Annotated in this window: 20 protein-coding genes and 2 tRNA genes; 12 read left to right on the forward strand and 10 right to left on the reverse strand. The window is 67.2% G+C overall.

Annotated features, from left to right (window positions below):
• The first annotated feature begins 51 nt into the window (after window positions 1-51).
• Together KK087_RS06140 and KK087_RS06145 are read left to right on the forward strand one after the other, a co-directional pair.
• Complete coding sequence (locus tag KK087_RS06140) at window positions 52-1,356, forward strand: aminotransferase-like domain-containing protein (RefSeq protein ID WP_138802186.1); 1,305 nt, start codon at window positions 52-54, stop codon at window positions 1,354-1,356.
• 60 nt (window positions 1,357-1,416) lie between these two features.
• Window positions 1,417-2,379 carry a D-alanine--D-alanine ligase family protein gene (locus tag KK087_RS06145; protein ID WP_214564553.1) on the forward strand — a complete coding sequence of 321 codons (963 nt, stop codon included), beginning with the start codon at window positions 1,417-1,419 and terminating at the stop codon, window positions 2,377-2,379.
• A gap of 90 nt (window positions 2,380-2,469) precedes the next feature.
• Here the strand turns inward: KK087_RS06145 and KK087_RS17320 are convergent, their stop codons facing one another.
• The 9 genes from KK087_RS17320 to rpmH form a co-directional block, all read right to left on the reverse strand.
• On the reverse strand, window positions 2,470-2,709 hold the full coding sequence (locus tag KK087_RS17320; protein ID WP_367575435.1) for an RES domain-containing protein: 240 nt from the start codon (window positions 2,707-2,709) through the stop codon (window positions 2,470-2,472).
• Window positions 2,710-3,151: 442 nt separating this feature from the next.
• Window positions 3,152-4,120: a ParB/RepB/Spo0J family partition protein gene (locus tag KK087_RS06155; RefSeq protein ID WP_214529258.1), complete on the reverse strand. Its 969-nt coding sequence runs from the start codon at window positions 4,118-4,120 to the stop codon at window positions 3,152-3,154.
• Entirely contained in the window at window positions 4,120-5,013 is an 894-nt protein-coding gene (locus KK087_RS06160) for a ParA family protein (protein WP_284730976.1), read from the reverse strand. Before KK087_RS06160 ends, KK087_RS06155 begins: the two co-directional genes overlap by 1 nt.
• 81 nt (window positions 5,014-5,094) lie before the next feature.
• Window positions 5,095-5,754: a 16S rRNA (guanine(527)-N(7))-methyltransferase RsmG gene (rsmG, locus tag KK087_RS06165; protein ID WP_214564554.1), complete on the reverse strand. Its 660-nt coding sequence runs from the start codon at window positions 5,752-5,754 to the stop codon at window positions 5,095-5,097.
• On the reverse strand, window positions 5,751-6,266 hold the full coding sequence (locus KK087_RS06170) for a Jag family protein (RefSeq protein WP_439647689.1): 516 nt from the start codon (window positions 6,264-6,266) through the stop codon (window positions 5,751-5,753). Before KK087_RS06170 ends, rsmG begins: the two co-directional genes overlap by 4 nt.
• Entirely contained in the window at window positions 6,267-7,235 is a 969-nt protein-coding gene (gene yidC / locus KK087_RS06175) for a membrane protein insertase YidC (RefSeq protein WP_214564555.1), read from the reverse strand.
• 8 nt (window positions 7,236-7,243) lie between these two features.
• Window positions 7,244-7,624 (reverse strand): membrane protein insertion efficiency factor YidD, encoded by a 381-nt coding sequence (yidD, locus tag KK087_RS06180; protein WP_214564556.1) that lies wholly within the window; start codon window positions 7,622-7,624, stop codon window positions 7,244-7,246.
• On the reverse strand, window positions 7,621-7,971 hold the full coding sequence (rnpA, locus tag KK087_RS06185; protein ID WP_214529253.1) for a ribonuclease P protein component: 351 nt from the start codon (window positions 7,969-7,971) through the stop codon (window positions 7,621-7,623). The genes yidD and rnpA overlap by 4 nt, the downstream gene beginning before the upstream one ends.
• A gap of 47 nt (window positions 7,972-8,018) precedes the next feature.
• Window positions 8,019-8,156 carry a 50S ribosomal protein L34 gene (gene rpmH, locus KK087_RS06190; protein ID WP_022889115.1) on the reverse strand — a complete coding sequence of 46 codons (138 nt, stop codon included), beginning with the start codon at window positions 8,154-8,156 and terminating at the stop codon, window positions 8,019-8,021.
• A 514-nt stretch (window positions 8,157-8,670) separates the two neighbouring features.
• Here rpmH and dnaA point away from each other — a divergent pair.
• The 10 genes from dnaA (at window position 8,671) to KK087_RS06240 (ending at window position 20,078) form a co-directional block, all read left to right on the forward strand.
• A complete protein-coding gene (gene dnaA / locus KK087_RS06195) occupies window positions 8,671-10,125 on the forward strand; it encodes a chromosomal replication initiator protein DnaA (protein WP_214529336.1) in 1,455 nt (484 codons plus the stop codon).
• 407 nt (window positions 10,126-10,532) lie between these two features.
• Window positions 10,533-11,678: a DNA polymerase III subunit beta gene (gene dnaN, locus KK087_RS06200; RefSeq protein ID WP_214529252.1), complete on the forward strand. Its 1,146-nt coding sequence runs from the start codon at window positions 10,533-10,535 to the stop codon at window positions 11,676-11,678.
• A 71-nt stretch (window positions 11,679-11,749) separates the two neighbouring features.
• Window positions 11,750-12,637, forward strand: coding sequence for a phosphogluconate dehydrogenase (NAD(+)-dependent, decarboxylating) (gnd, locus tag KK087_RS06205; RefSeq protein ID WP_214529251.1), 888 nt, complete (start codon window positions 11,750-11,752; stop codon window positions 12,635-12,637).
• Window positions 12,638-12,668: 31 nt separating this feature from the next.
• The gene (recF, locus tag KK087_RS06210; protein ID WP_214564557.1) at window positions 12,669-13,988 is read left to right on the forward strand and encodes a DNA replication/repair protein RecF; all 1,320 of its coding nucleotides are present in this window, start codon (window positions 12,669-12,671) and stop codon (window positions 13,986-13,988) included.
• Entirely contained in the window at window positions 13,988-14,488 is a 501-nt protein-coding gene (locus KK087_RS06215; RefSeq protein WP_214529249.1) for a DciA family protein, read from the forward strand. The genes recF and KK087_RS06215 overlap by 1 nt, the downstream gene beginning before the upstream one ends.
• 133 nt (window positions 14,489-14,621) lie before the next feature.
• Window positions 14,622-16,625 carry a DNA topoisomerase (ATP-hydrolyzing) subunit B gene (gene gyrB, locus KK087_RS06220; RefSeq protein ID WP_214529248.1) on the forward strand — a complete coding sequence of 668 codons (2,004 nt, stop codon included), beginning with the start codon at window positions 14,622-14,624 and terminating at the stop codon, window positions 16,623-16,625.
• 114 nt (window positions 16,626-16,739) lie between these two features.
• Window positions 16,740-19,397 carry a DNA gyrase subunit A gene (gyrA, locus tag KK087_RS06225; RefSeq protein WP_214529247.1) on the forward strand — a complete coding sequence of 886 codons (2,658 nt, stop codon included), beginning with the start codon at window positions 16,740-16,742 and terminating at the stop codon, window positions 19,395-19,397.
• Entirely contained in the window at window positions 19,390-19,797 is a 408-nt protein-coding gene (locus KK087_RS06230; RefSeq protein ID WP_027466922.1) for a DUF3566 domain-containing protein, read from the forward strand. Before gyrA ends, KK087_RS06230 begins: the two co-directional genes overlap by 8 nt.
• A 75-nt stretch (window positions 19,798-19,872) precedes the next feature.
• Window positions 19,873-19,949: transfer RNA gene (locus KK087_RS06235), tRNA-Ile, on the forward strand.
• Between the two features lie 56 nt (window positions 19,950-20,005).
• Window positions 20,006-20,078 (forward strand) — tRNA-Ala (locus tag KK087_RS06240).
• Window positions 20,079-20,528: 450 nt separating this feature from the next.
• Here the strand turns inward: KK087_RS06240 and KK087_RS06245 are convergent.
• The gene (locus tag KK087_RS06245; RefSeq protein ID WP_051597033.1) at window positions 20,529-21,104 is read right to left on the reverse strand and encodes a hypothetical protein; all 576 of its coding nucleotides are present in this window, start codon (window positions 21,102-21,104) and stop codon (window positions 20,529-20,531) included.
• Window positions 21,105-21,156: the final 52 nt, after the last annotated feature.

Here is a 21,156-nt window from a genome sequence, read left to right on the forward strand (position 1 = left end):
CGGGGCCGATGTCGTAGTGTGGCGGGAATGTCCCACTGAACGGAGCACTCGATGACGAACGGCAACAGCCTCGACCCCTGGTACGACTCCTACGCCCAGCGCACCGCCGGGCTGAGCGCCTCCGAGGTCCGAGCCCTGTTCGCCGTCGCCTCGCGCCCCGAAGTGGTCTCGCTGGCCGGCGGCATGCCGTTCGTCTCCGCGCTCCCCAGAGAGCTCGTCACGGGCTCCCTGGACCGTGTCATGAACGAGCACTCCGCCATGGCGCTCCAGTACGGCGGGGGACAGGGCCTGCGCTCGCTCCGTGAACACATCGTCGACGTGATGAGCCTCGAGGGCATCCGTGCCAGCGCCGAGGACGTCGTCGTCACCACCGGTTCGCAGCACGCGCTGGACCTCGTCACCCGGCTGTTCATCGATCCGGGTGATGTCGTGCTCGCAGAGTCGCCGTCCTACGTCGGCGCGATCGGCGTCTTCCGGTCGTACCAGGCCGAGACGGTCCACGTGACGACCGACGAGCTCGGCCTCGTCCCCGAGGCGCTGCGCGAGGCGATCGCGAACCTCCGCACCCAGGGCAAGCGGATCAAGTTCCTCTACACGATCCCGAACTTCCACAACCCCGCCGGCGTCACGATGAGCCGTGAGCGCCGCATCGAGGTGCTCGACATCTGCCGGTCGAACAACATCCTCGTGCTCGAGGACAACCCGTACGGCCTCCTCTGGTTCGACGAGCCGGCGCCGCAGGCGATCCGATCGATCGACGAAGAGGGCGTCGTGTACCTCGGTTCCTTCTCGAAGACCCTCGCACCGGGCTTCCGCGTCGGCTGGGCACTCGCGCCGCACGCCATCCGCGAGAAGCTCGTGCTCGCCAACGAATCGGCCGTGCTCGCGCCCAACTCGTTCGGCCAGTACGTCGTGAACGCGTACCTCGACGCGGCGGACTGGAAGGGCCAGGTCGACACCTTCCGGGGCATCTACGCCGAGCGCCGCGACGCCATGCTGTCCGCGCTGGGGGAGTTCCTGCCCGACCTGTCCTGGACCAAGCCGAACGGTGGCTTCTTCGTGTGGCTCACGCTGCCCGAGTCGCTCGACTCCAAGGGCATGCTCCCGCGCGCGGTCAAGGAGCTCGTGGCGTACACGCCCGGGACCGCCTTCTACGCGGACGGACGCGGTGGCGGACACATCCGTCTCTCGTTCTGCTACCCCACGCCGGAGCAGATCCGGGTGGGGGTCAAGCGTCTGGCCAACGTCGTCAACGACGAACTCGAACTGATCGAGACGTTCGGCCCGACGACCCGACCGAACACCGTGGTCCGCCAGACGTCGTCGGTCAGCGCACCGCCGCCGAACATCTCCTGATCAGCGCTTTTCCGCAGTGCTCCTCGCGCAGCACCGCAGTTCCACACCGGAGGACCCCGCATGGCCGAGCTCACCCGTCGTCACGTCGTCGTCGTAGCCGGAGGCATCTCGCACGAACGCGACGTCTCCCTCCGCTCCGGCCGTCGGGTCGCCGACTCACTGACCGGCTACGGCTGGCGGGTCGACCTACGCGACGCTGACGCGCTGCTCCTGCCGGCTCTCGCCGAATCCCGCCCGGACGTCGTGTGGCCGGCCCTGCACGGCGCCTCCGGTGAGGACGGGGCCCTGCGGGGCATCTTGGAGGCTGTGGACATCCCGTTCGTCGGCTCGCGTTCCACGTCGGCTCGGTTGGCATGGGACAAGCCCACGGCGTCAGCGCTGGTCGCCCGCGCCGGCGTCCGCACCCCTCGTTCGGTGACGCTCTCCCACGACGTCTTCCGCGAGCTCGGTGCCGTCGGTGTCCTCGAGGCCATCGCGACCGAGCACCCTGTTCCGCTCGCCGTGAAGCCGGCGCGAGGCGGGAGTGCACAGGGCGTCACGCTGGTCGACGACGTCAAGGACCTGCCTCGGGCCATGGTGACGGCGTACACGTACTGCGACGACGTCGTGGTCGAGCAGCTGATCCGCGGCACCGAGGTCGCCGTGGGGATCATCGACACCGGAGACGGCCCCGTGGCACTCTCCGCCGTGGAGATCGTTCCGCGGAACGGCATCTACGGGTTCGAGGCGCGCTACAACGCGGGGGAGACGACCTTCTACACGCCCGCGCGGCTCTCGGATGAGTTCGCCGGAGCAGCCGCGGACGCAGCAGTCGCCGCGCACGCAGCTCTGGGACTCCGGCACCTGTCCCGCGTCGACCTGATCATCGACGGGGCCGGAACGCCCTGGTTCCTCGAGGCGAACGTCCTCCCCGGCCTCACGGAGACGTCACTGCTGCCGCAGGCGCTGTCCGCGTCCGGTTTCGACCTCGGTTGGACCTACGCCGAGCTCGCCGAGCAGGCCATTCGGGACCACCGCGCCTGACCCTGCTGCAGATGTTCCACGTGGAACACCGGCTCTCGTATCCCGTCGGCTCTGTAGCGCGAGCTTGGATGTTCCACGTGGAACGTCGTGTCACTCGCTGAAGCGGGGGGCTCCGAGCAGTCGGACGGTCGGCGTATCGTCCGCCACACTCCACCGGAACAGCGCCAGGTGCCAGAGGCCCGGGCTCTTCCGCGATGGGTCGATCAAACCGTCGGAACTGGCTTCGATGTGGCGGTCACGCACCATCCACGACCGCGTCGGCGCCCCGGCCCTGGCGATGGCCCGCCAAGGAGCCCAGGCGTCCTCGGGGTCGATGCCGACTGCTTCCAAGAGTTCACACCGCGCAAGTCGACATTGCCGAACGCCTCGACGTCGATCACGACGATCTCCACCGCCTCAGGCCGAACGTCGTTGTGGGCGATCATCGCGGCACGGACTCCGACAACTGAGGAGCTGGGGAGCTGAGGAACAACGTGGGCTGGTGCGCGCTCTCGAGTACCGGCCCGACGACCGTGATCCCGCTACAGCGACCTCGCGGAACCACGGATCACAGCCCGTGAGAACGTCCCTCGGACAACTGGCATGAAGGCGGAGCCGCTGTTCGTCACGACTTCACCATCTCCCCAGAGGCAGACCGCGGTCACCGCTGTTGCATCCGCGTCCGAGCGAGCTGTGGAGCCGCTGGAGCGACCGAGACGACCTACCTATGTCCGCGCCCGCTTTGGCCGTTCCCGGGGCTCAAACAGCCGCACAGGGCCGCTCAGTGATGGGTTCAGCCCTCGAGGTCCTGCACGCCGAGCTCACCGAGGATGCGGTTGAGGTCATCGCCGTTCGCAAAGTCGATCGTCACCGAACTCTTCCGAGCACCGACGGCGATCTTGACGCGGGTGTTGAGCCGATCACCGAGGCGTTCAGCGAGGTCGTTGAAGTGCGCCTGACGCTTCGACGGCTCGGGCTTCGGCTTCGTCGCGGGGGTCTTCGCGGACAACTGCTGCGCAATCGCCTCCGCAGCACGAACGGAGAGGTCCTCGTTGACGATCTTCTCGGCGAGGTACTCCATCGCCTCCGCATCCGGAGCAGCGAGGATCGCCCGCGCGTGTCCGGCGGAGAGCACGCCCGCGGCAACACGACGCTGCACGGGGGAGGGGAGCCGCAGGAGGCGGATGGTGTTCGTGATCTGCGGACGCGACCGACCGATCCGCTGGCCGAGCTGCTCCTGGGTGATGCCGAAGTCGGCGAGGAGCTGCTGGTACGCCGAGGCCTCCTCGAGGGGGTTGAGCTGCGCGCGGTGGAGGTTTTCCAGCAACGCATCCCGGAGCATCGCGTCGTCCGGGGTGTCCTTCACGATCGCGGGGATCGTGCTCAGCCCGAGTTCCTTCGTGGCGCGGAGACGACGCTCACCCATGATGAGCTCGTACTGCGGGTCGGTGCCCGTCGCACCGGGGATGGGACGCACGACGATGGGCTGTAGAACGCCGATCTCGCGGATCGAGTGAACGAGCTCCTGGAGCTCCTCTTCGCGGAACTCCTTCCGCGGCTGCTGCGCGTTGGGGATCACATCGAGCGGATTGAGGTTCGCCAGTCGTGCTCCCGGCACGGCCACCAACTCGTCTGCCGTCGGAGCGGATGCCGGCGAGCCACCGGTCGGGAAGAACACGTCGACGGGACGATCCTGCTGGTCGGTCGCCGTCGGGATCAGGGCGCCGATGCCTCGGCCGAGTCCGGTTCGCTTCGGTGCCATCAGTGCTTCGCTCCTCGTGCTGCGATCTCGGAGGCCGCTTCCAGGTAGGACAGCGACCCGGTGGAGTTCACGTCGTAGGCGACGACGCTCTGGCCGTAGCTCGGTGCTTCGCTCACGCGGACGGAGCGGGGGATCATCGCCTTGAGCACCTGGTCGCCGAAGTGCTCTCGGACATCGTTCGCCACCTGGTTCGACAGGTTCGTGCGGCTGTCGTACATGGTCAGCAGGATCGTGGACACCCGGAGGTTCGGGTTGAGGTGTCGCTCGATCAGTTCGATGTTCCGCAGCAGCTGGCTCAGGCCCTCCAGTGCGTAGTACTCACACTGAATCGGGATGAGTACCTCTTGCGCAGCGACGAAGGCGTTGATGGTCAGCAGCCCTAGGGAGGGCGGGCAGTCGATGAAGACGTAGTGGTACGGCTCATCGAGGGACTGCAGGTACATGTCGAGCGCGGTCCGGAGGCGCTGTTCACGGGCCACCAGTGACACGAGTTCGATCTCGGCGCCGGCAAGGTGAATCGTTGCTGGCACGCACCAGAGCGTGTCCGACTCGGGGGAGGCCTGCACGGTGTCGGCCATCGGTGCCTCATCGACGATCACGTCGTAGATGCTCGCGACCTCCGCCTGGTGGTCGACACCGAGCGCGGTCGAAGCGTTGCCCTGCGGGTCCAGATCGATGACCAGCACACGAGCGCCACCGTGGGCGAGACCCGCGGCCAGGTTGACCGTCGTCGTTGTCTTGCCGACGCCGCCCTTCTGGTTCGAGACGGTGATGATCCGCGTCTCTGAAGGGAGTGGGAACTGTTGCGTGGCGATCGCGCGCCGGCGACGGTTCAGGTCGGCGATCTCGCGAGCGAGCGGCGTCGACGCGTCGTAGTCGGTCGATGAACTCAACGAGTGCCTCTTCCCCGGTTCGATGTTTCACGTGGAACGCGGAGCCACTGGCGGCCGGATGACCCGGCCCGAGCCGCAGCGTCAGTCAACTGTAGCCCGGAAGACGCGGGTCGTCTCGTCGACCACACCTTCTCCGAGCTCGAGCACCTCGACATCGGAGAGGCGCTTCCGGAGGATGACCTTTCGTGCCTTCTCGATCTCTTCGTCGACCCGCGCACCCTTCATCAGGATGAGCTGTCCACCCGAGCGGACCAGGGGCACGGTGAGGGGGATGAGCTTCGACAGGGCGCTGACCGCGCGTGCGGTGACCTGGTCAACGACGACGTCGTCCGCCACGTCCTCAGCACGACCGCGGAGCACCGTAACGTTCTGCAGACCGAGCCGGTCGGACTCACTGCGGAGCCAATCGGTCCGGCGCTCCATCGGCTCGATGAGCACGAACTCGACGTCCGGACGGGCGATCGCCAGCACGAGACCCGGCAATCCCGCTCCGGAGCCGACGTCGGCGACGCGACCACGGGCCTCCAGGAGGGGTGCGAGCAACGCGGAATTGAGGATGTGTCGCGTCCAGAGGCGGGGAAGTTCGAGCGGGCCGATCAGGCCGAGCTCCTCGCCCCGCCGGGCGAGCTCGTTCGTGAACGAGCGCGCTGCCTCGATCTGGTCACCGAAGAGTGTTGCGGCCGCCGCAGGCTCAGCCTCGAGCACCGGTGCTGCCTCGGTCGGGACGGGTGCGTCCGTCATCGGGTGACGACCGTGTGGCGGTCCCGACCCTCACCCTCGGACTCCGAGTGGAAGCCCTTCTCAGCGACCAGGTCGTGCACGAGCTTGCGCTCGTAGGACGACATCGGGGGGAGTGCAGCCGACGACGAACCGGCTTCGATGCGCTCGACAGCGGTGTCCACGAGCCGCTGCAGCTCGTCAGCACGGGCATCCCGCGATCCACCGACATCGAGGATGAGCCGGCTGAACTCACCGGTCTCGGCCTGCACGGCGATCCGGGTGAGCTCCTGCAGCGCCGTCACGGTCTCGGGCTTCGACAGCACGCGGAGTGCTTCTCCGTCATCGGTGACCGACAGGTACACACGACCAGCGCGTTCCTCGATCTCGATGTCACCGTCGAGGTCGCAGATGTCGAGGAGCTCCTCGATGTAGTCCGCCGCGATGTCCGCTTCGTCGCGGGCGTCCTCGATCTCGGTGTCCGTCGTCTCGGTGTCCGTCGTCTCGATGGCGGCTGCGGATTCCTGCTCGGTCACTTACTTCTTCCCGTTCTTCTTCTGGCGCTGCTTGCCGACCGGCTGCTGACGCTGGGTGGTGACGCGCACGGGTTCGATCTCTGTCGCACCGGCGCCGGCACCGGCCTCGGCGAGGACCGGGGTGGCCGTCCCACGACGCTGTGCCTTCTTGGCCAGGCGGGCTTCACGGGCCAACGCTGCTTCGGAGCCGGGCGTCGGCATGCTGCGGATGACGAAGTACTGCTGCGCCATCGTCCAGACGTTCGAGGCCAGCCAGTAGAACATGACGCCGAGGGGGAAGCTCAGGCCCGAGATCACGAAGACCAGCGGGAGGATGTACAGCATCATCTTCTGCTGGCGGTACATCGGAGACTCCTTGGTCTCCGGGGACATGTTCTTGGCGACGAGCTGCAGCTGCGTGATGAACTGCGACGCCGTCATCACGACGATCATGAAGCCCGCGATCGCACGGACCTCCCAGCCGGAGGCGTTCGTGAACGTCTCGTGCAGGGGAGCACCGAACAGGGCCGCGTTGCCGAACGACCCCGCGAGGTCGGTCGTCAGGAGGCCGATGCCCGTCTTGTTGATCTGAGCCTCGTGCAGCACCGAGTACAGCGAGAAGAAGATCGGCATCTGCAACAGCAGCGGCAGGCAGGAGCTGAGCGGGTTGGTCCCGGTCTCCTTGTAGAGCGCCATAGTCTCGCGGCTCATGGCCTCACGCGAGAACTGGTCCTTCTTGCCCTTGTACTTGTCCTGGATCTTCTTCAGCTGCGGCGCGACCTCGAGCATGCGGCGCTGCGACTTGATCTGCCGGACGAAGATCGGGATCAACGCTGCGCGGACGACGAACGTCAGGAAGATGATCGAGAGCACCCATGTGATGCCCTCGTTCGGGTCCATGCCGATGCTCTCGAAGATCCAGTGGAAGCCGACGAGGATGGCCGAGACCACCCATTTGAGCGGCCAGAGGATCGTTCCGATGATGTCCATGGGGACGGCTACGCCTTTCGAGTGCGCTGGGGGAGCAGGACCGGCCGAACCGTTCCGACCGCGGGGTGCGGCTGCTGCAGGATCGGCGCGAGGACGAACCCGAACCGGTTGACGATGAACGGGTGACGGCGTTCCTTGACGTCGTCGATGCCGCCAGCAGCCCAGGGGTTGCAACGGGCGATGCGCCAGGCGCCCATGGCGGATCCGCGCACGACGCCGTACTGCTGGATCGCCTCGAGGGCGTACCGGGAGCACGACGGGTGGTAGCGGCAGACGTTGCCGTACAGCGGGGAGATCACCGCACGGTAGGCCCGGAGCACGACGACGCACGCGTTGCGTGGGAGCAACGCGACGACCCAGGCAAGCCGGGTCCACAGAGTGCGGTTCATGCTGCCTTCTCCACCCCGCGCGCGAAGGAGCGCGTGACGTCTTCGAGCAGGGTAGGCCATCCGGCCTGCGATGCGGCTGGCAGTACACGGACCACCACGTCGAACCCCTCGGGGCACTCGACGAGCAGGTCGTGCGCGATCGCCTTGAGCCGCCGCCTGATCAGGTTCCGGGTCACGGCGTTGCCCACGGTCTTCGCGACGATGAACCCGAACCGTGTCGGTCCGATCCGGTCGGCCGGCTGACGGACCACGGACACGACGACGTGCGCCGTGGCGCTCTTGCGACCACGACGCACGACGTTCCGGTAGTCGTCCCCGCGCACGATGCGGTTGGCGCTGGCCAACACTGCGACGCCGGGGTCAGACCGAGGACCGGATCAGGCGATGAGCCTGATCAGGCCGAGAGCTCGGTGCGGCCCTTGGCGCGACGCGCCGACAGGATGGCACGGCCGGCACGCGTCCGCATGCGGAGGCGGAAACCGTGCTTCTTGGCGCGGCGACGGTTGTTCGGCTGGAAGGTGCGCTTGCTCATGATGTTCTCCACACGGCTGCTCGCGGCGAGCCGTCACGTATGTGTAGCCGTCCGGGTGTCGAACGACGCAGATGGGCGCGACCAAAGGGCCGCAGTCAACTGGTTAACGGTACGTGACAGCGGCGGGCAGGTCAAACCCCGCTCGGACCGGTCACGTCTTCGCGCCCACGGTTCCGGTCGCTCGAGCCCATTCTCCACATTGGGGACAACTTCCGTTCGGTGCGACCCGCTCCGGTCCTTTACAGTGGGGTGATCGATCGCCTCCAGGCCCGGTACGACAGGGAAGCACTCCTGTTGCACGGCTCGGAGCGGTCGTGGACAACACTGTGGACAACCCTGTGGGAACCTCCGCGGCAACGAGGCGTCGACGAAGCCCCCGGAGCCACCGACGATCCGCCGGCGACGACCTGGTCCCGAGTGCGGTCGCCGAGGACGCCACGGCATGTCCGACCCCGCAGGACGCACCCTCGTCCAGCAGCGACAGCACGACACGACCCCTGGAGACGAGCGCGACATGACGATGCCGGCCGACCCCGTCGAGGACCTCTGGTCATCCGTACTCGGACTCCTCGCCGAGGACCCCCGCATCACGCCGCAGCTCCACGGGTTCCTGAACCTGGTCGAGCCGAAGGGCGTGCTCGCCGGCACCCTCTACCTCGAGGTGCCGAACGACCTGACCCGGGGCATGCTCGAGCAGCGCATCCGCATCCCCATCACGGAGGCGGTCGGCCGCATCGGTGACGACGCGGTCGCCAACTTCGCGATCACCGTCAACCCGGACATGGCCTCGGAGCCGCGGGTGGACCCGAACGTCCCCGAGTACGCCGAGCCCGTGCAGGAAGCCGTCGAGCAGAGTGCCGCTCCACGCCAGTACATCGAGGCGCCGTTCGTGCCGAGTCAGATCGACTCTCCCGGCACCAGCGGGCGCCCGGAGTCGCGGCTCAACCCGAAGTACAACTTCGACAACTTCGTCATCGGGTCGTCGAACCGGTTCGCCCACGCCGCAGCCGTCGCGGTCGCCGAGGCGCCGGCCAAGGCCTACAACCCGCTCTTCATCTACGGGGACTCCGGACTGGGCAAGACCCACTTGCTCCACGCCATCGGGCACTACGCCGAGAGCCTCTACCCGGGGATCCGCGTCCGGTACGTGTCGAGTGAGGAGTTCACCAACGACTTCATCAACTCGATCGCGAACAACCGCTCGAACCAGTTCCAGCAGCGCTACCGCGACATCGACATCCTGCTGATCGACGACATCCAGTTCCTGCAGGGGAAGGACTCCACGCAGGAGGCCTTCTTCCACACGTTCAACACGCTGCACGACCACAACAAGCAGGTGGTCATCACGTCGGACGTCGCGCCGAAGCACCTGACGGGCTTCGAGGACCGGATGCGCTCCCGCTTCGAGTGGGGCCTCATCACCGACGTGCAGGCACCGGAGCTCGAGACGCGCATCGCGATCCTCCGCAAGAAGGCGCAGTCGGACCACCTGCAGGTGCCCGACGACATCCTCGAGTTCATGGCGTCGAAGGTGTCGAGCAACATCCGGGAGCTCGAGGGCACGCTGATCCGCGTCACCGCGTTCGCGAGCCTCAACCGGACGGCCGTCGACATGGCCCTGGTGCAGACGGTCTTGAAGGACCTGATCACCCTCGACGAGGACAACGTCGTCGCGCCGACGGACATCATCAACCACACCGCGGAGTACTTCAAGCTCTCCGTCGACGACCTGTACGGGTCGTCCCGCTCCCAGGCGATCGCCACGGCGCGACAGATCGCGATGTACCTCTGCCGCGAGCTGACGAGCCTGTCCCTGCCCAAGATCGGGCAGCTGTTCGGCAACCGCGACCACACCACGGTCATGTACGCGAACAAGAAGATCACCGAGCTCATGAAGGAGCGACGGTCGATCTACAACCAGGTGACCGAGCTCACCAGCCGCATCAAGCAGGACCGCCGCTACCGCTGAGATCGGCCCGTTCCCGGGGTCATCCACCATCTGAGACGGTTCCATGGGCCGGAGTTCTCACAGTGTGGATAGCCTGTGGATAACGGTGGAGGACACGCCGCCCAGTTGTACACAGCTGAGGGGTCACCTGTGGAGACTGGGGATGGAAGTGGATAGATGAGTTTCATTCATCCCGTTAACGCTCACACACCGCTCACAAGTCACATGCGTGTAGTTCCCTACTGCGGAGCGGGATGCACAGGGTTATCCACAGTGTGCACAGGCGTTAACACCATTACTCCTGGTTAACGATTCATCTCCGCGGGACAACCTTGTGGACGGCGGGATGACAAGAAATCCGGCCCTCCTCCGCCTGTGCCAGAATGGGGCGGCCGGACAGTCCAAGCCGATCGACAGGGGTTCCAGCTGTGAAGTTCGAGGTCAACCGGGACGTCTTCTCCGAAGCCGTCTCCTTCGCAGTGAAGCTCCTCCCGCAGCGCACGACCCTCCCGATCCTGTCGGGCGTCCTGATCCACGCCGACGGAGATCGTCTGACGCTCTCGTCGTTCGACTACGAGGTCTCGGCGCAGACCTCCATCTCGGCGCAGATCGACGAACCGGGTACGGTCCTGGTCTCTGGCCGCCTGCTCAACGACATCGCGAGCCGGCTGCCGAACGCCCCCGTGTCGTTCACCACCGAAGACGCCAAGATCTCGGTCAGCTGCGGCTCCGCGCACTTCACGCTGCTGTCCATGCCGGTCGAGGAGTACCCGACCCTGCCCGAGATCGGCCCGCAGACCGGTGTCATCCCCGGCGACGCGTTCTCCGAAGCGGTGTCCCAGGTCGCCGTCGCCGCCAGCCGTGACGACGTCACCCCCGTCATCACCGGCGTCCAGCTCGAGGTCGGTGACAACGACCTCTCCCTCATCGCGACGGACCGCTACCGCGTCGCCGTCCGCACGATCGCGTGGGACTCCGGCCGCGTCGGCTCGGACCCGCTGCACGCGCTCGTCCCCGCACGGACCCTGCAGGAGGTCGGCCGCACGTTCGGGTCGGCATCCACGGTTTCGGTGTCGATCAGCGGCAACTCGGACCGCGAGCTCATCGCGTTCCACGCCGACGACAAGACCGTGACGTCGTTGCTCATCAAGGGCAACTACCCGCCGGTCCGCCGGCTGTTCCCCGAGACCGTCAACGACCACGCGGTGATCAACACCGCGGAACTCGTCGAAGCGGTCCGACGGGTCTCCCTCGTCCTGGAGCGCGAAGCCGCGCTCCGGTTCTCCTTCACGGTCGACGGGCTCACGCTCGAGGCGATCGGATCCGAACAAGCGCAGGCGTCAGAGTCGATCAGTGCGTTGTTGACCGGCGAGGACACGGTGGTCTCCTTGAAGCCCGCCTTCCTCCTGGACGGGCTGAACGCGGTGCACTCCGAGTTCGTCCGCATCTCCTTCACCAAGACGGAGAACCCCAACAAGCCGGGCCCGGTGCTGATCACCGGCCAGACTTCGCAAGAGGCCGCAGCGACCGATGGATACCGGTACCTGCTGCAGCCGAACCTGCTGCTGCGATAGGCGCAACAGGCAACCTGCGCTGGCGCACACCACCGGCAGCTTCAGCGCGACGACGAACAGAAGAGGAAATCATGCACATCGGTCTTGTCGGCCTTGGTCGCATGGGCAACAACATGCGTGCCCGTCTCCGCAACGCAGGTATCGAGGTCACCGGGTACGACGCGAACCCCGCCGTCTCCGACGTCGCCGACCTCGGTGCCCTCGCCGCTGCCCTCCCGGAGGGCCAGCGACTCGTGTGGGTCATGGTCCCGCACGGCAAGATCACGGACGACGTGATCACCGACCTCGCCGGCGTGCTCGGCGAGGGTGACCTGGTCATCGACGGCGGCAACTCGAAGTGGCTGGACGACACCAAGCACGCCGAGCAGCTCGGCGCGCGTGGCATCCGCTACATGGACGTCGGCGTCTCCGGTGGTGTCTGGGGCAAGGACAACGGCTACGGCCTCATGGTCGGCGGTGACGCCAAGGACGTCGAGTACGCCATGCCCGTCTTCGACGCACTCCGTCCCGAGGGTCCCCGTGAAGAGGGCTTCTCGCACGCGGGTCCGATCGGCGCCGGCCACTACGCGAAGATGGTCCACAACGGCATCGAGTACGCCATCATGCAGGCGTACGGCGAGGGCTACGAGCTCCTCGAGGCCAAGGACATCATCACCGACGTCCCCGCCGTGTTCGCCGGATGGCAGCGCGGCACCGTCGTCCGCTCCTGGCTGCTCGACCTGATGGTGCTCGCACTGAACGAGGACCCGAAGCTCGACGCGATCGAGGGCTACGTCGAGGACTCCGGCGAAGGTCGTTGGACCGTCGAGGAAGCCATCGAGCACGCCGTCCCGATGCCGACGATCTCGGCGTCGATCTTCGCGCGCTTCGTCTCGCGGCAGGGCAGCGCCTCGCCGACGATGAAGGCCGTCGCGGCGCTCCGCAACCAGTTCGGCGGTCACGCCGTCAAGAAGTCCTAGGACCTCCCGGGGAAACCCGGACTCGGCCCGCGTGCACGTCGACCATCTCCAACTGACCGACTTCCGGAACTACCGGGAGGCGGACGTCGACCTCGCACGCGGGCCGAACCTGTTCGTCGGGCGCAACGGACAGGGCAAGACCAACCTGGTCGAGGCGATCGGGTACCTCTCCACCCTCGGCTCGCACCGCGTCCCCACCGACGCAGCCCTCGTCCGTCAGGGGTGTGACGCCGCGATCGTCCGGGCACGGCTCGCCCACGAGGAACGCAGCATCCTCGCCGAGGTGCAGATCAACCGCACCGGTGCGAACCGTGCGCAGGTGAACCGGTCCGCGATCAAGCCCCGTGAGCTGCCGCGGTACTGCACGTCGGTGCTCTTCGCTCCGGAGGACCTCGCTCTGGTGCGCGGTGAACCGGCCGGTCGGCGCCGGATGCTCGACGAGCTGCTCGGCCAGATCGCTCCTCGGATGCAGGGTGTGCTCGCCGACTACGACCGGACGCTCCGGCAGCGGAACACCCTGCTGAAGTCGGCACGAGCGACCGGCGCGAAGGCGAACGCCCTGTCGACGCTCGACGTCTGGGACGACCGCCTCGTCGGACTCGGTGCGGAGATCGTCGCCGCGCGTGACCACCTGACCCGTCGGCTCGCACCCTTCGTCGCCGAGGCCTACGCGACGGTCGCCGGCGAGCACCACGACGCCTCGATCACCGGAGTCCTCTCGATCCGAGGGGCCGATCCCGAGTCCGCGGCGGCCACCGACCCCGTGCTCGGGACTCCGGACGAGCCGGTCACGGTGACATCGGCGGCCGAGGCGTTCTCCGCGGCGCTCGAGCGACGGCGCCGGGACGAACTCGACCGCGGCCTGACCCTCGTCGGACCGCACCGCGACGACGTACTGTTCCAGCTCAACGGGTTACCTGCCCGCGGATACGCCAGTCATGGCGAGTCCTGGTCGTTCGCGCTCGCCATCCAGCTCGCGAGCGCCTCGATCCTGCGCGCGGAGTCGAACCTGGGCGACCCCATCATCATCCTCGACGACGTCTTCGCCGAGCTCGACGAATCCCGTCGTGAACGCCTGGCGAACGCGGTCGCCGACTACGAGCAGGTGCTCATCACCGCCGCGGTGTTCGGCGACGTGCCCCCGCAGCTGGCGGCGCACACCGTGCGGATCGAGGCCGGCACGATCGTGACCGACGAGGCGGAGACGACCCGGGCCTCCAGTCCGACGACGGACCCGACGGACCCGACGGACGCGACGGACCCGACGGACGCGACGGACGCGACGGACCCGACGGACGCGACGGACCCGACGGACGCGACCCACGCGACCCCCGCGGAAGCGGACGCCTGATGCCGAAGCCCCGCAAGCCCACCGAACCCTCGCAGGTGTACCGCCACCTCCGGGCCGTCTTCGGCGACCCGTCGAAGCGCGGGGTCGACGCCCGCCGCCGGCGCTCCCGCGAGTTCGACGCCGACACCGTCCCCTACGGCCGCGGTCGCGAGCCGAGGGGCCTCGGCGACGTGGTCGGATCGCTCGCTGCCGAGCTCGGCTGGACCGAGCCCCTCGCCCAGTCGGAGATCTTCACGGACTGGGCCGAGGTCGTCGGGGAGGAGAACGCGCGGCACTCACGGCCGGTCGAGATCAAGGACGGTCTGCTCTTCATCAAGTGCGACACCACGAGCTGGGCGACGCAGCTGCGCAACCTGAAAGTGAGCATCACTACCACTATCTCGGAGCGATATCCGATGGCGGGCGTCGAGAGCATCCGAGTCGATGGCCCCTACGCCCCCTCCTGGAAACACGGTCTCAAGACGGTCCAGGGGCGCGGTCCTCGCGACACCTACGGTTGAGGCGACGAAATCATCCTGGAGTGCCAGAAAAGCCCGTCTGCGGGGCAGATGAGCCCTCGAAAGAGGGGGCTCTGCGGTAGACTGGGAGGTGCAGTGCGCGGGCGTTCCGCGCGCAGGCAGGAGCACGCTCGACATGGCATCAGAATCTGACGACGACCGACAGAACCCGCTCGGCGAGGAGACCCCGCAGAGCGAACCGTCCTACGGCGCAGACCAGATTCAGGTGCTCGAGGGGCTCGAGGCCGTCCGCAAGCGCCCGGGTATGTACATCGGTTCGACCGGTCCCCGGGGGCTGCACCACCTGGTCCAGGAGATCGTCGACAACTCCGTCGACGAAGCCCTCGCCGGGTACTGCGACACCATCGACGTGAGCATCCGTGAAGACGGTGGCGTCCGCGTCGTCGACAACGGCCGTGGCATCCCGGTCGACGTCCACGCGGCCGAGGGGGTCTCCACCCTCCAGGTCGTCCTCACCGTCCTGCACGCCGGCGGCAAGTTCGGCGGTGGTGGGTACGCCGTCTCCGGTGGTCTGCACGGCGTCGGTTCGTCGGTGGTCAACGCGCTGAGTTCCGAGCTCGACGTCGAGGTCCGTCGTCAGGGCCACGTCTGGCGCCAGAGCTACACCGACGGCGTCCCCGTCGCGCCCGTCTCGAAGGACGAAGCGACCGACGAGACCGGCACGACGATCACGTTCTGGCCGAACGCCGAGATCTTCGAGTCCGTCGTCTTCGACTACGAGACCCTGCGCACGCGCTTCCAGCAGATGGCCTTCCTGAACAAGGGCCTGCGGATCAACCTCCGCGACGAGCGCGCTCCGGAAGAAGGCGAAGAAGCCCGCAACGACACCTTCATGTACGAGCGTGGACTCGCCGACTACGTCGAGTTCATCAACGCGCAGAAGAAGGCCGACCTCGTCCACCCCGACGTCATCGGCTTCGAGTCCGAGGACCCGGAGCGCAAGATCGCGCTCGAGGTCGCGATGCAGTGGAACACCTCCTACCAGGAGAGCGTCCACACCTTCGCGAACACGATCAACACGCACGAGGGCGGGACCCACGAAGAGGGCTTCCGCGCCGCGCTCACGACCCTCGTCAACCGCTACGCGCGCGAAGCGAAGATCATCAAGGAGAAGGACGACAACCTCACGGGTGACGACATCCGTGAAGGGCTCACCGCCGTCATCTCCGTGAAGCTCGGCGAGCCGCAGTTCGAGGGGCAGACGAAGACCAAGCTCGGCAACACCGAGGCGAAGTCGTTCGTGCAGCGGGTCGTCGGCACCGAGCTGACCCACTGGTTCGAGAGCAACCCGACGCAGGCGCGCGACGTCGTCCGCAAGGCGATCCAGGCGTCGCAGGCGCGTCTGGCCGCCCGCAAGGCGCGCGAGACCACCCGCCGCAAGGGGCTGCTCGAGTCGGGTGGCATGCCCGGCAAGCTCAAGGACTGCCAGTCGAAGGACCCGACCCTGTCGGAGATCTTCATGGTCGAGGGTGACTCCGCCGGTGGTTCCGCCGTGCAGGGCCGCAACCCGATGACCCAGGCGATCCTGCCCCTGCGCGGCAAGATCCTGAACGTCGAGAAGGCCCGGCTCGACCGTGCCCTCGCCAACCAGGAGATCCAGTCGATGATCACGGCGTTCGGCGCCGGCATCGGTGAGGACTTCGACCCGGACAAGGCCCGGTACCACAAGATCGTGCTGATGGCCGATGCCGACGTCGACGGCCAGCACATCACCACGCTGCTGCTCACCCTCCTGTTCCGCTACATGCGTCCGCTCATCGAGCGCGGCTACGTGTACCTCGCGCAGCCGCCGCTGTACCGCCTGAAGTGGTCGAACTCGGCGCACGAGTACGTGTTCAGCGACCGGGAGCGCGACGCCCTGATGCAGGCCGGTCTCGCTGCTGGCAAGCGCATCCCGAAGGACAACGGGATCCAGCGCTACAAGGGCCTCGGCGAGATGGACTACAAGGAGCTCTGGGACACCACGATGAACCCGGACACCCGCACGCTCCTCCAGGTCACGCTCGAAGACGCGGCAGCGGTCGACAGCACCTTCTCGACGCTGATGGGTGAGGACGTCGACGCACGTCGCCAGTTCATCCAGCAGAACGCCAAGGACGTCCGCTTCCTCGACATCTAACGGCCAGGAGGCGCGGCGTGAGCCGCGTCGACCAGTCCTGACCACCTGTGGTCGCGCCCGGCGCGACCGACGGAACCACAGCCTCCAGGCTGTCCAGAAAGGGAACGAAGCCACATGGCTGACGACAACGAGAACGGCGCCGACGAGCAGCCCGAGATCGTCCACGGCGACAGCGGGGACATCGTCGTCTCCGGTGACCGCATCTCGCAGGTCGACCTGCAACTCGAGATGCAGCGCTCGTACCTCGACTACGCGATGTCGGTCATCGTCGGTCGTGCCCTGCCGGAGGTCCGCGACGGCCTCAAGCCGGTGCACCGCCGTGTGATCTACGCGATGTTCGACGGCGGCTACCGCCCGGACCGCGCGTTCTCGAAGTGCTCCCGTGTCGTCGGTGACGTGATGGGTCAGTTCCACCCGCACGGTGACTCGGCGATCTACGACGCCCTCGTGCGCCTGGTGCAGCCGTGGTCGCTCCGGTACCCGCTCGCGCTCGGCCAGGGCAACTTCGGTTCGCCCGGCAACGACGGTGCGGCCGCCCCGCGGTACACCGAGACGAAGATGGCGCCGCTCGCGCTCGAGATGGTCCGCGACATCGACGAGGACACCGTCGACTTCCAGGACAACTACGACGGCCGCACGCAGGAGCCGGCGATCCTGCCGGCTCGGTTCCCGAACCTGCTCGTGAACGGCTCGGTCGGCATCGCGGTCGGCATGGCCACGAACATCCCGCCACACAACCTGCGCGAGGTCGCCGAGGGCGCCAAGTGGGCGCTCGACAACCCCGACGCCACGCGTGAGGAGCTGCTCGCGGCGCTCATGCAGCGCATCAAGGGCCCGGACTTCCCGACGGGTGCGCAGGTGCTCGGCACCAAGGGCATCCAGGACGCCTACCGCACCGGTCGTGGCTCGATCACGATGCGTGCCGTCGTCTCGGTGGAGGAGATCCAGGGTCGCACCTGCCTCGTCGTCACCGAGCTGCCGTACCAGGTCAACCCGGACAACCTGGCGATCAAGATCGCCGAGCTCGTCAAGGACGGCAAGCTCGCGGGCGTCGCCGACATCCGCGACGAGACCTCCGGCCGCACCGGACAGCGCCTGGTGATCGTGCTCAAGCGCGACGCCGTGGCCAAGGTCGTGCTGAACAACCTGTACAAGCACACGCAGCTGCAGGAGAACTTCGGCGCGAACATGCTCGCGATCGTCGACGGGGTGCCCCGCACCCTGCCGCTCGACGGCTTCATCTCGGCGTGGGTCGCCCACCAGGTCGACGTCATCGTCCGCCGCACCCAGTTCCGTCTGCGTGAAGCCGAGAAGCGCGCCCACATCCTGCGCGGCTACCTGGCAGCGCTCGATGCCCTCGACGAGGTCATCGCGCTCATCCGTCGCTCGCCCGACGTCGAAGAGGCCCGCACCGGCCTGATGGACCTGCTGTCGGTCGACGAGATCCAGGCGCGCGCGATCCTCGAGCTGCAGCTCCGTCGTCTCGCCGCACTCGAGCGTCAGAAGATCCACGACGAGGCCGAAGAGCTCGAGCGCAAGATCGCCGACTTCCAGGACATCCTCGGATCGGAGAGCCGTCAGCGCTCGATCATCCGCGACGAGCTCAGCGAGATCGTCGACCGCTTCGGCGACGACCGCCGCACCGAGATCATGTTCGGCTACGACGGCGACATGTCGATGGAAGACCTCATCCCCGAAGAGGAGATGGTCGTCACCATCACCCGCGGTGGGTACGTCAAGCGCACGCGGAGCGACCAGTACCGGTCGCAGCACCGCGGCGGCCGAGGTGTCCGGGGCGCCCAGCTCCGCGCCGACGACATCGTCGAGCACTTCTTCGTCACCACGACGCACCACTGGCTCCTGTTCCTCACGGACCAGGGCCGGGTCTACCGCGCCAAGGCGTACGAGCTGCAGGAGGCCGGCCGCGACGCGAAGGGCCAGCACGTCGCGAACCTGCTCGCGATGCAGCCCGACGAGCAGATCCAGCAGGTGCTCGACATCCGCGACTACGAGGTCGCGCAGTACCTCGTCCTCGCGACCGAGCACGGCCTGGTGAAGAAGACCGCACTGACCGAGTACGACACGAACCGCACCGGCGGCATCATCGCGATCAACCTGCGCGACGGCGACAAGCTCCGCCAGGCGCTGCTGGTCGATGAGCACGACGACCTGCTCCTCGTGTCCCGCCAGGGCATGTCGCTCCGCTTCACCGCGACCAACGACACCCTGCGCCCGATGGGTCGGTCGACCTCGGGTGTGAAGGGCATGTCCTTCCGCGACGGCGACTCGCTCCTCGCAGCCCGGGTCGTCTCGGACGACGGGTTCGTCTGGGTGATGACCGAGGGCGGCTACGCCAAGCGCACCTCGGTCGACCAGTACCGGGTGCAGGGCCGTGGTGGTCTGGGCATCAAGGTGGCCAAGCTGGCGCTCGACCGAGGCGATCTTGTGGGCGCTCTCATCGTCGGCGAGGACGACGAGGTGCTCGTCGTGCTGCAATCGGGCAAGGTGGTAAGGTCTGCCGTGGCCGAGGTCCCTGCCAAGGGCCGTGACACGATGGGCGTCGTCTTCGCGAGGTTCGCGGAGAACGACCGGATCATCGCGGTGGCCCGGAACACCGAGCGGAACCTGGACGACCAGGACGACGCCGAGATCGAGCCCGCGGGCCCGGTGGAGACGGTCAGCCCAGCCGAAGCGGCCCCGGATTCCACTGATCCCATCGACACCGAGCCCGTCGCAGACGAGGCCGGAGAGGACCAGTCAAGCAATGAGTAGTGTCGCCGAGAAGCTCCAGAAGAAGGCGAAGCGTCCCGTCGGCACCCGCCAGGTGCGACTGCGTCTGGTCTACGTCGACTTCTGGTCGATGGTGAAGCTGAGCTTCCTCATCGCCCTGGCCGGCAGCATCGTGATCGTGGTCGCCACGGCGCTGGTGTGGGTCATCCTGAACCAGACGGGTGTGTTCACCCAGGTCGACGCCCTGTTGAAGGACGTCACCGGGCAGAACAGTTACTCGATCATGGACCAGTTCTCACTGGGCCAGGTCCTCGGGTTCTCCATCGTCGTGGGCATCCTCAACGTGGTCGTCGGCACCGTGCTCGGCGCCATCGTGAGCGTCCTCTACAACCTCAGTGTTCGGATCACGGGCGGTCTGCTCGTGGGCTTCACGAACAACTGACACACCCGGGCCGGATGGGTCCACCGCCCGATTTCGTTCCGACGGGATCGTACGGTAAGCTTTCATCCGGTCTGAGGGGCTATAGCTCAGGCGGTTAGAGCGCTTCGCTGATAACGAAGAGGTCCAAGGTTCAAGTCCTTGTAGCCCCACCAGTTCTTCGGAACACCACGACAATTCCATCCCGTCACCGAGCACCTCGGTGGCACTCGGGGCCTTAGCTCAGTTGGTAGAGCGCCTGCTTTGCAAGCAGGATGTCGGGAGTTCGATTCTCCCAGGCTCCACTCGCATCAGCCCCTGGTTGACGACTTCGTCGTCTGCCCAGGGGCTTCGTTCTGTGCTCATGCGCGCCGCCGCCCCTGCGGCGCGATCGTCGCGAGCGGTTCGGTCGTCGTGTTTGTCTGCGCGCCTTCGGCGACGCGCCGCTCCGCGATGGCTTGGGCCGCCACTCCGCGTCGTTCTTGTCGAGTGGTCACGACGTGCCGCGTGCGTGGTGGGGCGGTGGCACGAAGTGTCGTCTGCGCGCCGTTTGGGCGACAGGTTGCGACCGCTCGGCATTGCCGCGGCGCGTTGCGTGAGCACATGGCGGACGGGAGGCGCGGTGGCGGGCCGGTGCGCGCCTCCAGACAGGTGGGTGGGCGGGTTCAGGGCACGCGATGCCCGGGTGCACCACCTGCCCTGGGAACGACGAAGGGCCCCGGCAGCAGCCGGGGCCCTTCGTACGAACCGGGAGGTCAGGCGGCGGGCTTCTCCGCCGTGTCGGCGTCGTCGGCGACCCACAGGTCGTCGTCGGCGCGGAGCGTCTGGTACGCGGCGTACGCAGCACCCGCGACGGCGACGACGCCGACGATGATGAGTGCGACTCCGCCGAAGCCGAGACCCTTCTTCTGCTGCGACGGGACGTACTTCGCCGCGGCCTTCTTCGCGCTCTTGCTCTTCTTCTGCGCGTTCTTCACGATCTTCTTGACCCGGGGGTCCTTCGCGAGGTCGGTCACGCTCAGCACCGAACCAGCGGTCGAGACGAGTCCGGGGACCACCTCGGACTGGAACTTGTGCGAAGCGCTCTGCGCTGCCGAGGTGGCAGCGTGCACACCGGTTGCGAACGCGGGACGGATCCCGTTGTCGATCGCGTTCTGCACACGGGGTGCGATGTCCTTGCGAGCTGCGTCGGCGGCGTTCGACCGGGCCTCAGCCAGGATCGCGTTCGCGTGCTCGAGGACCTTGCGCTGCTCGCCGAGGAGCGAGGCGGTCTGGCCCTTGAGCTTCTTGATCTGCTTCCGGCGCTTTCGCGGAATCTCGATCGTCGTCATCTGGTACCTCCATCGGAACGGCGTGCCCCCATCCTGCCACCACACTGCCTGA

The sequence above is a fragment of the Curtobacterium aurantiacum genome (assembly GCF_018598555.1).
Lineage (GTDB): Bacteria > Actinomycetota > Actinomycetes > Actinomycetales > Microbacteriaceae > Curtobacterium > Curtobacterium aurantiacum.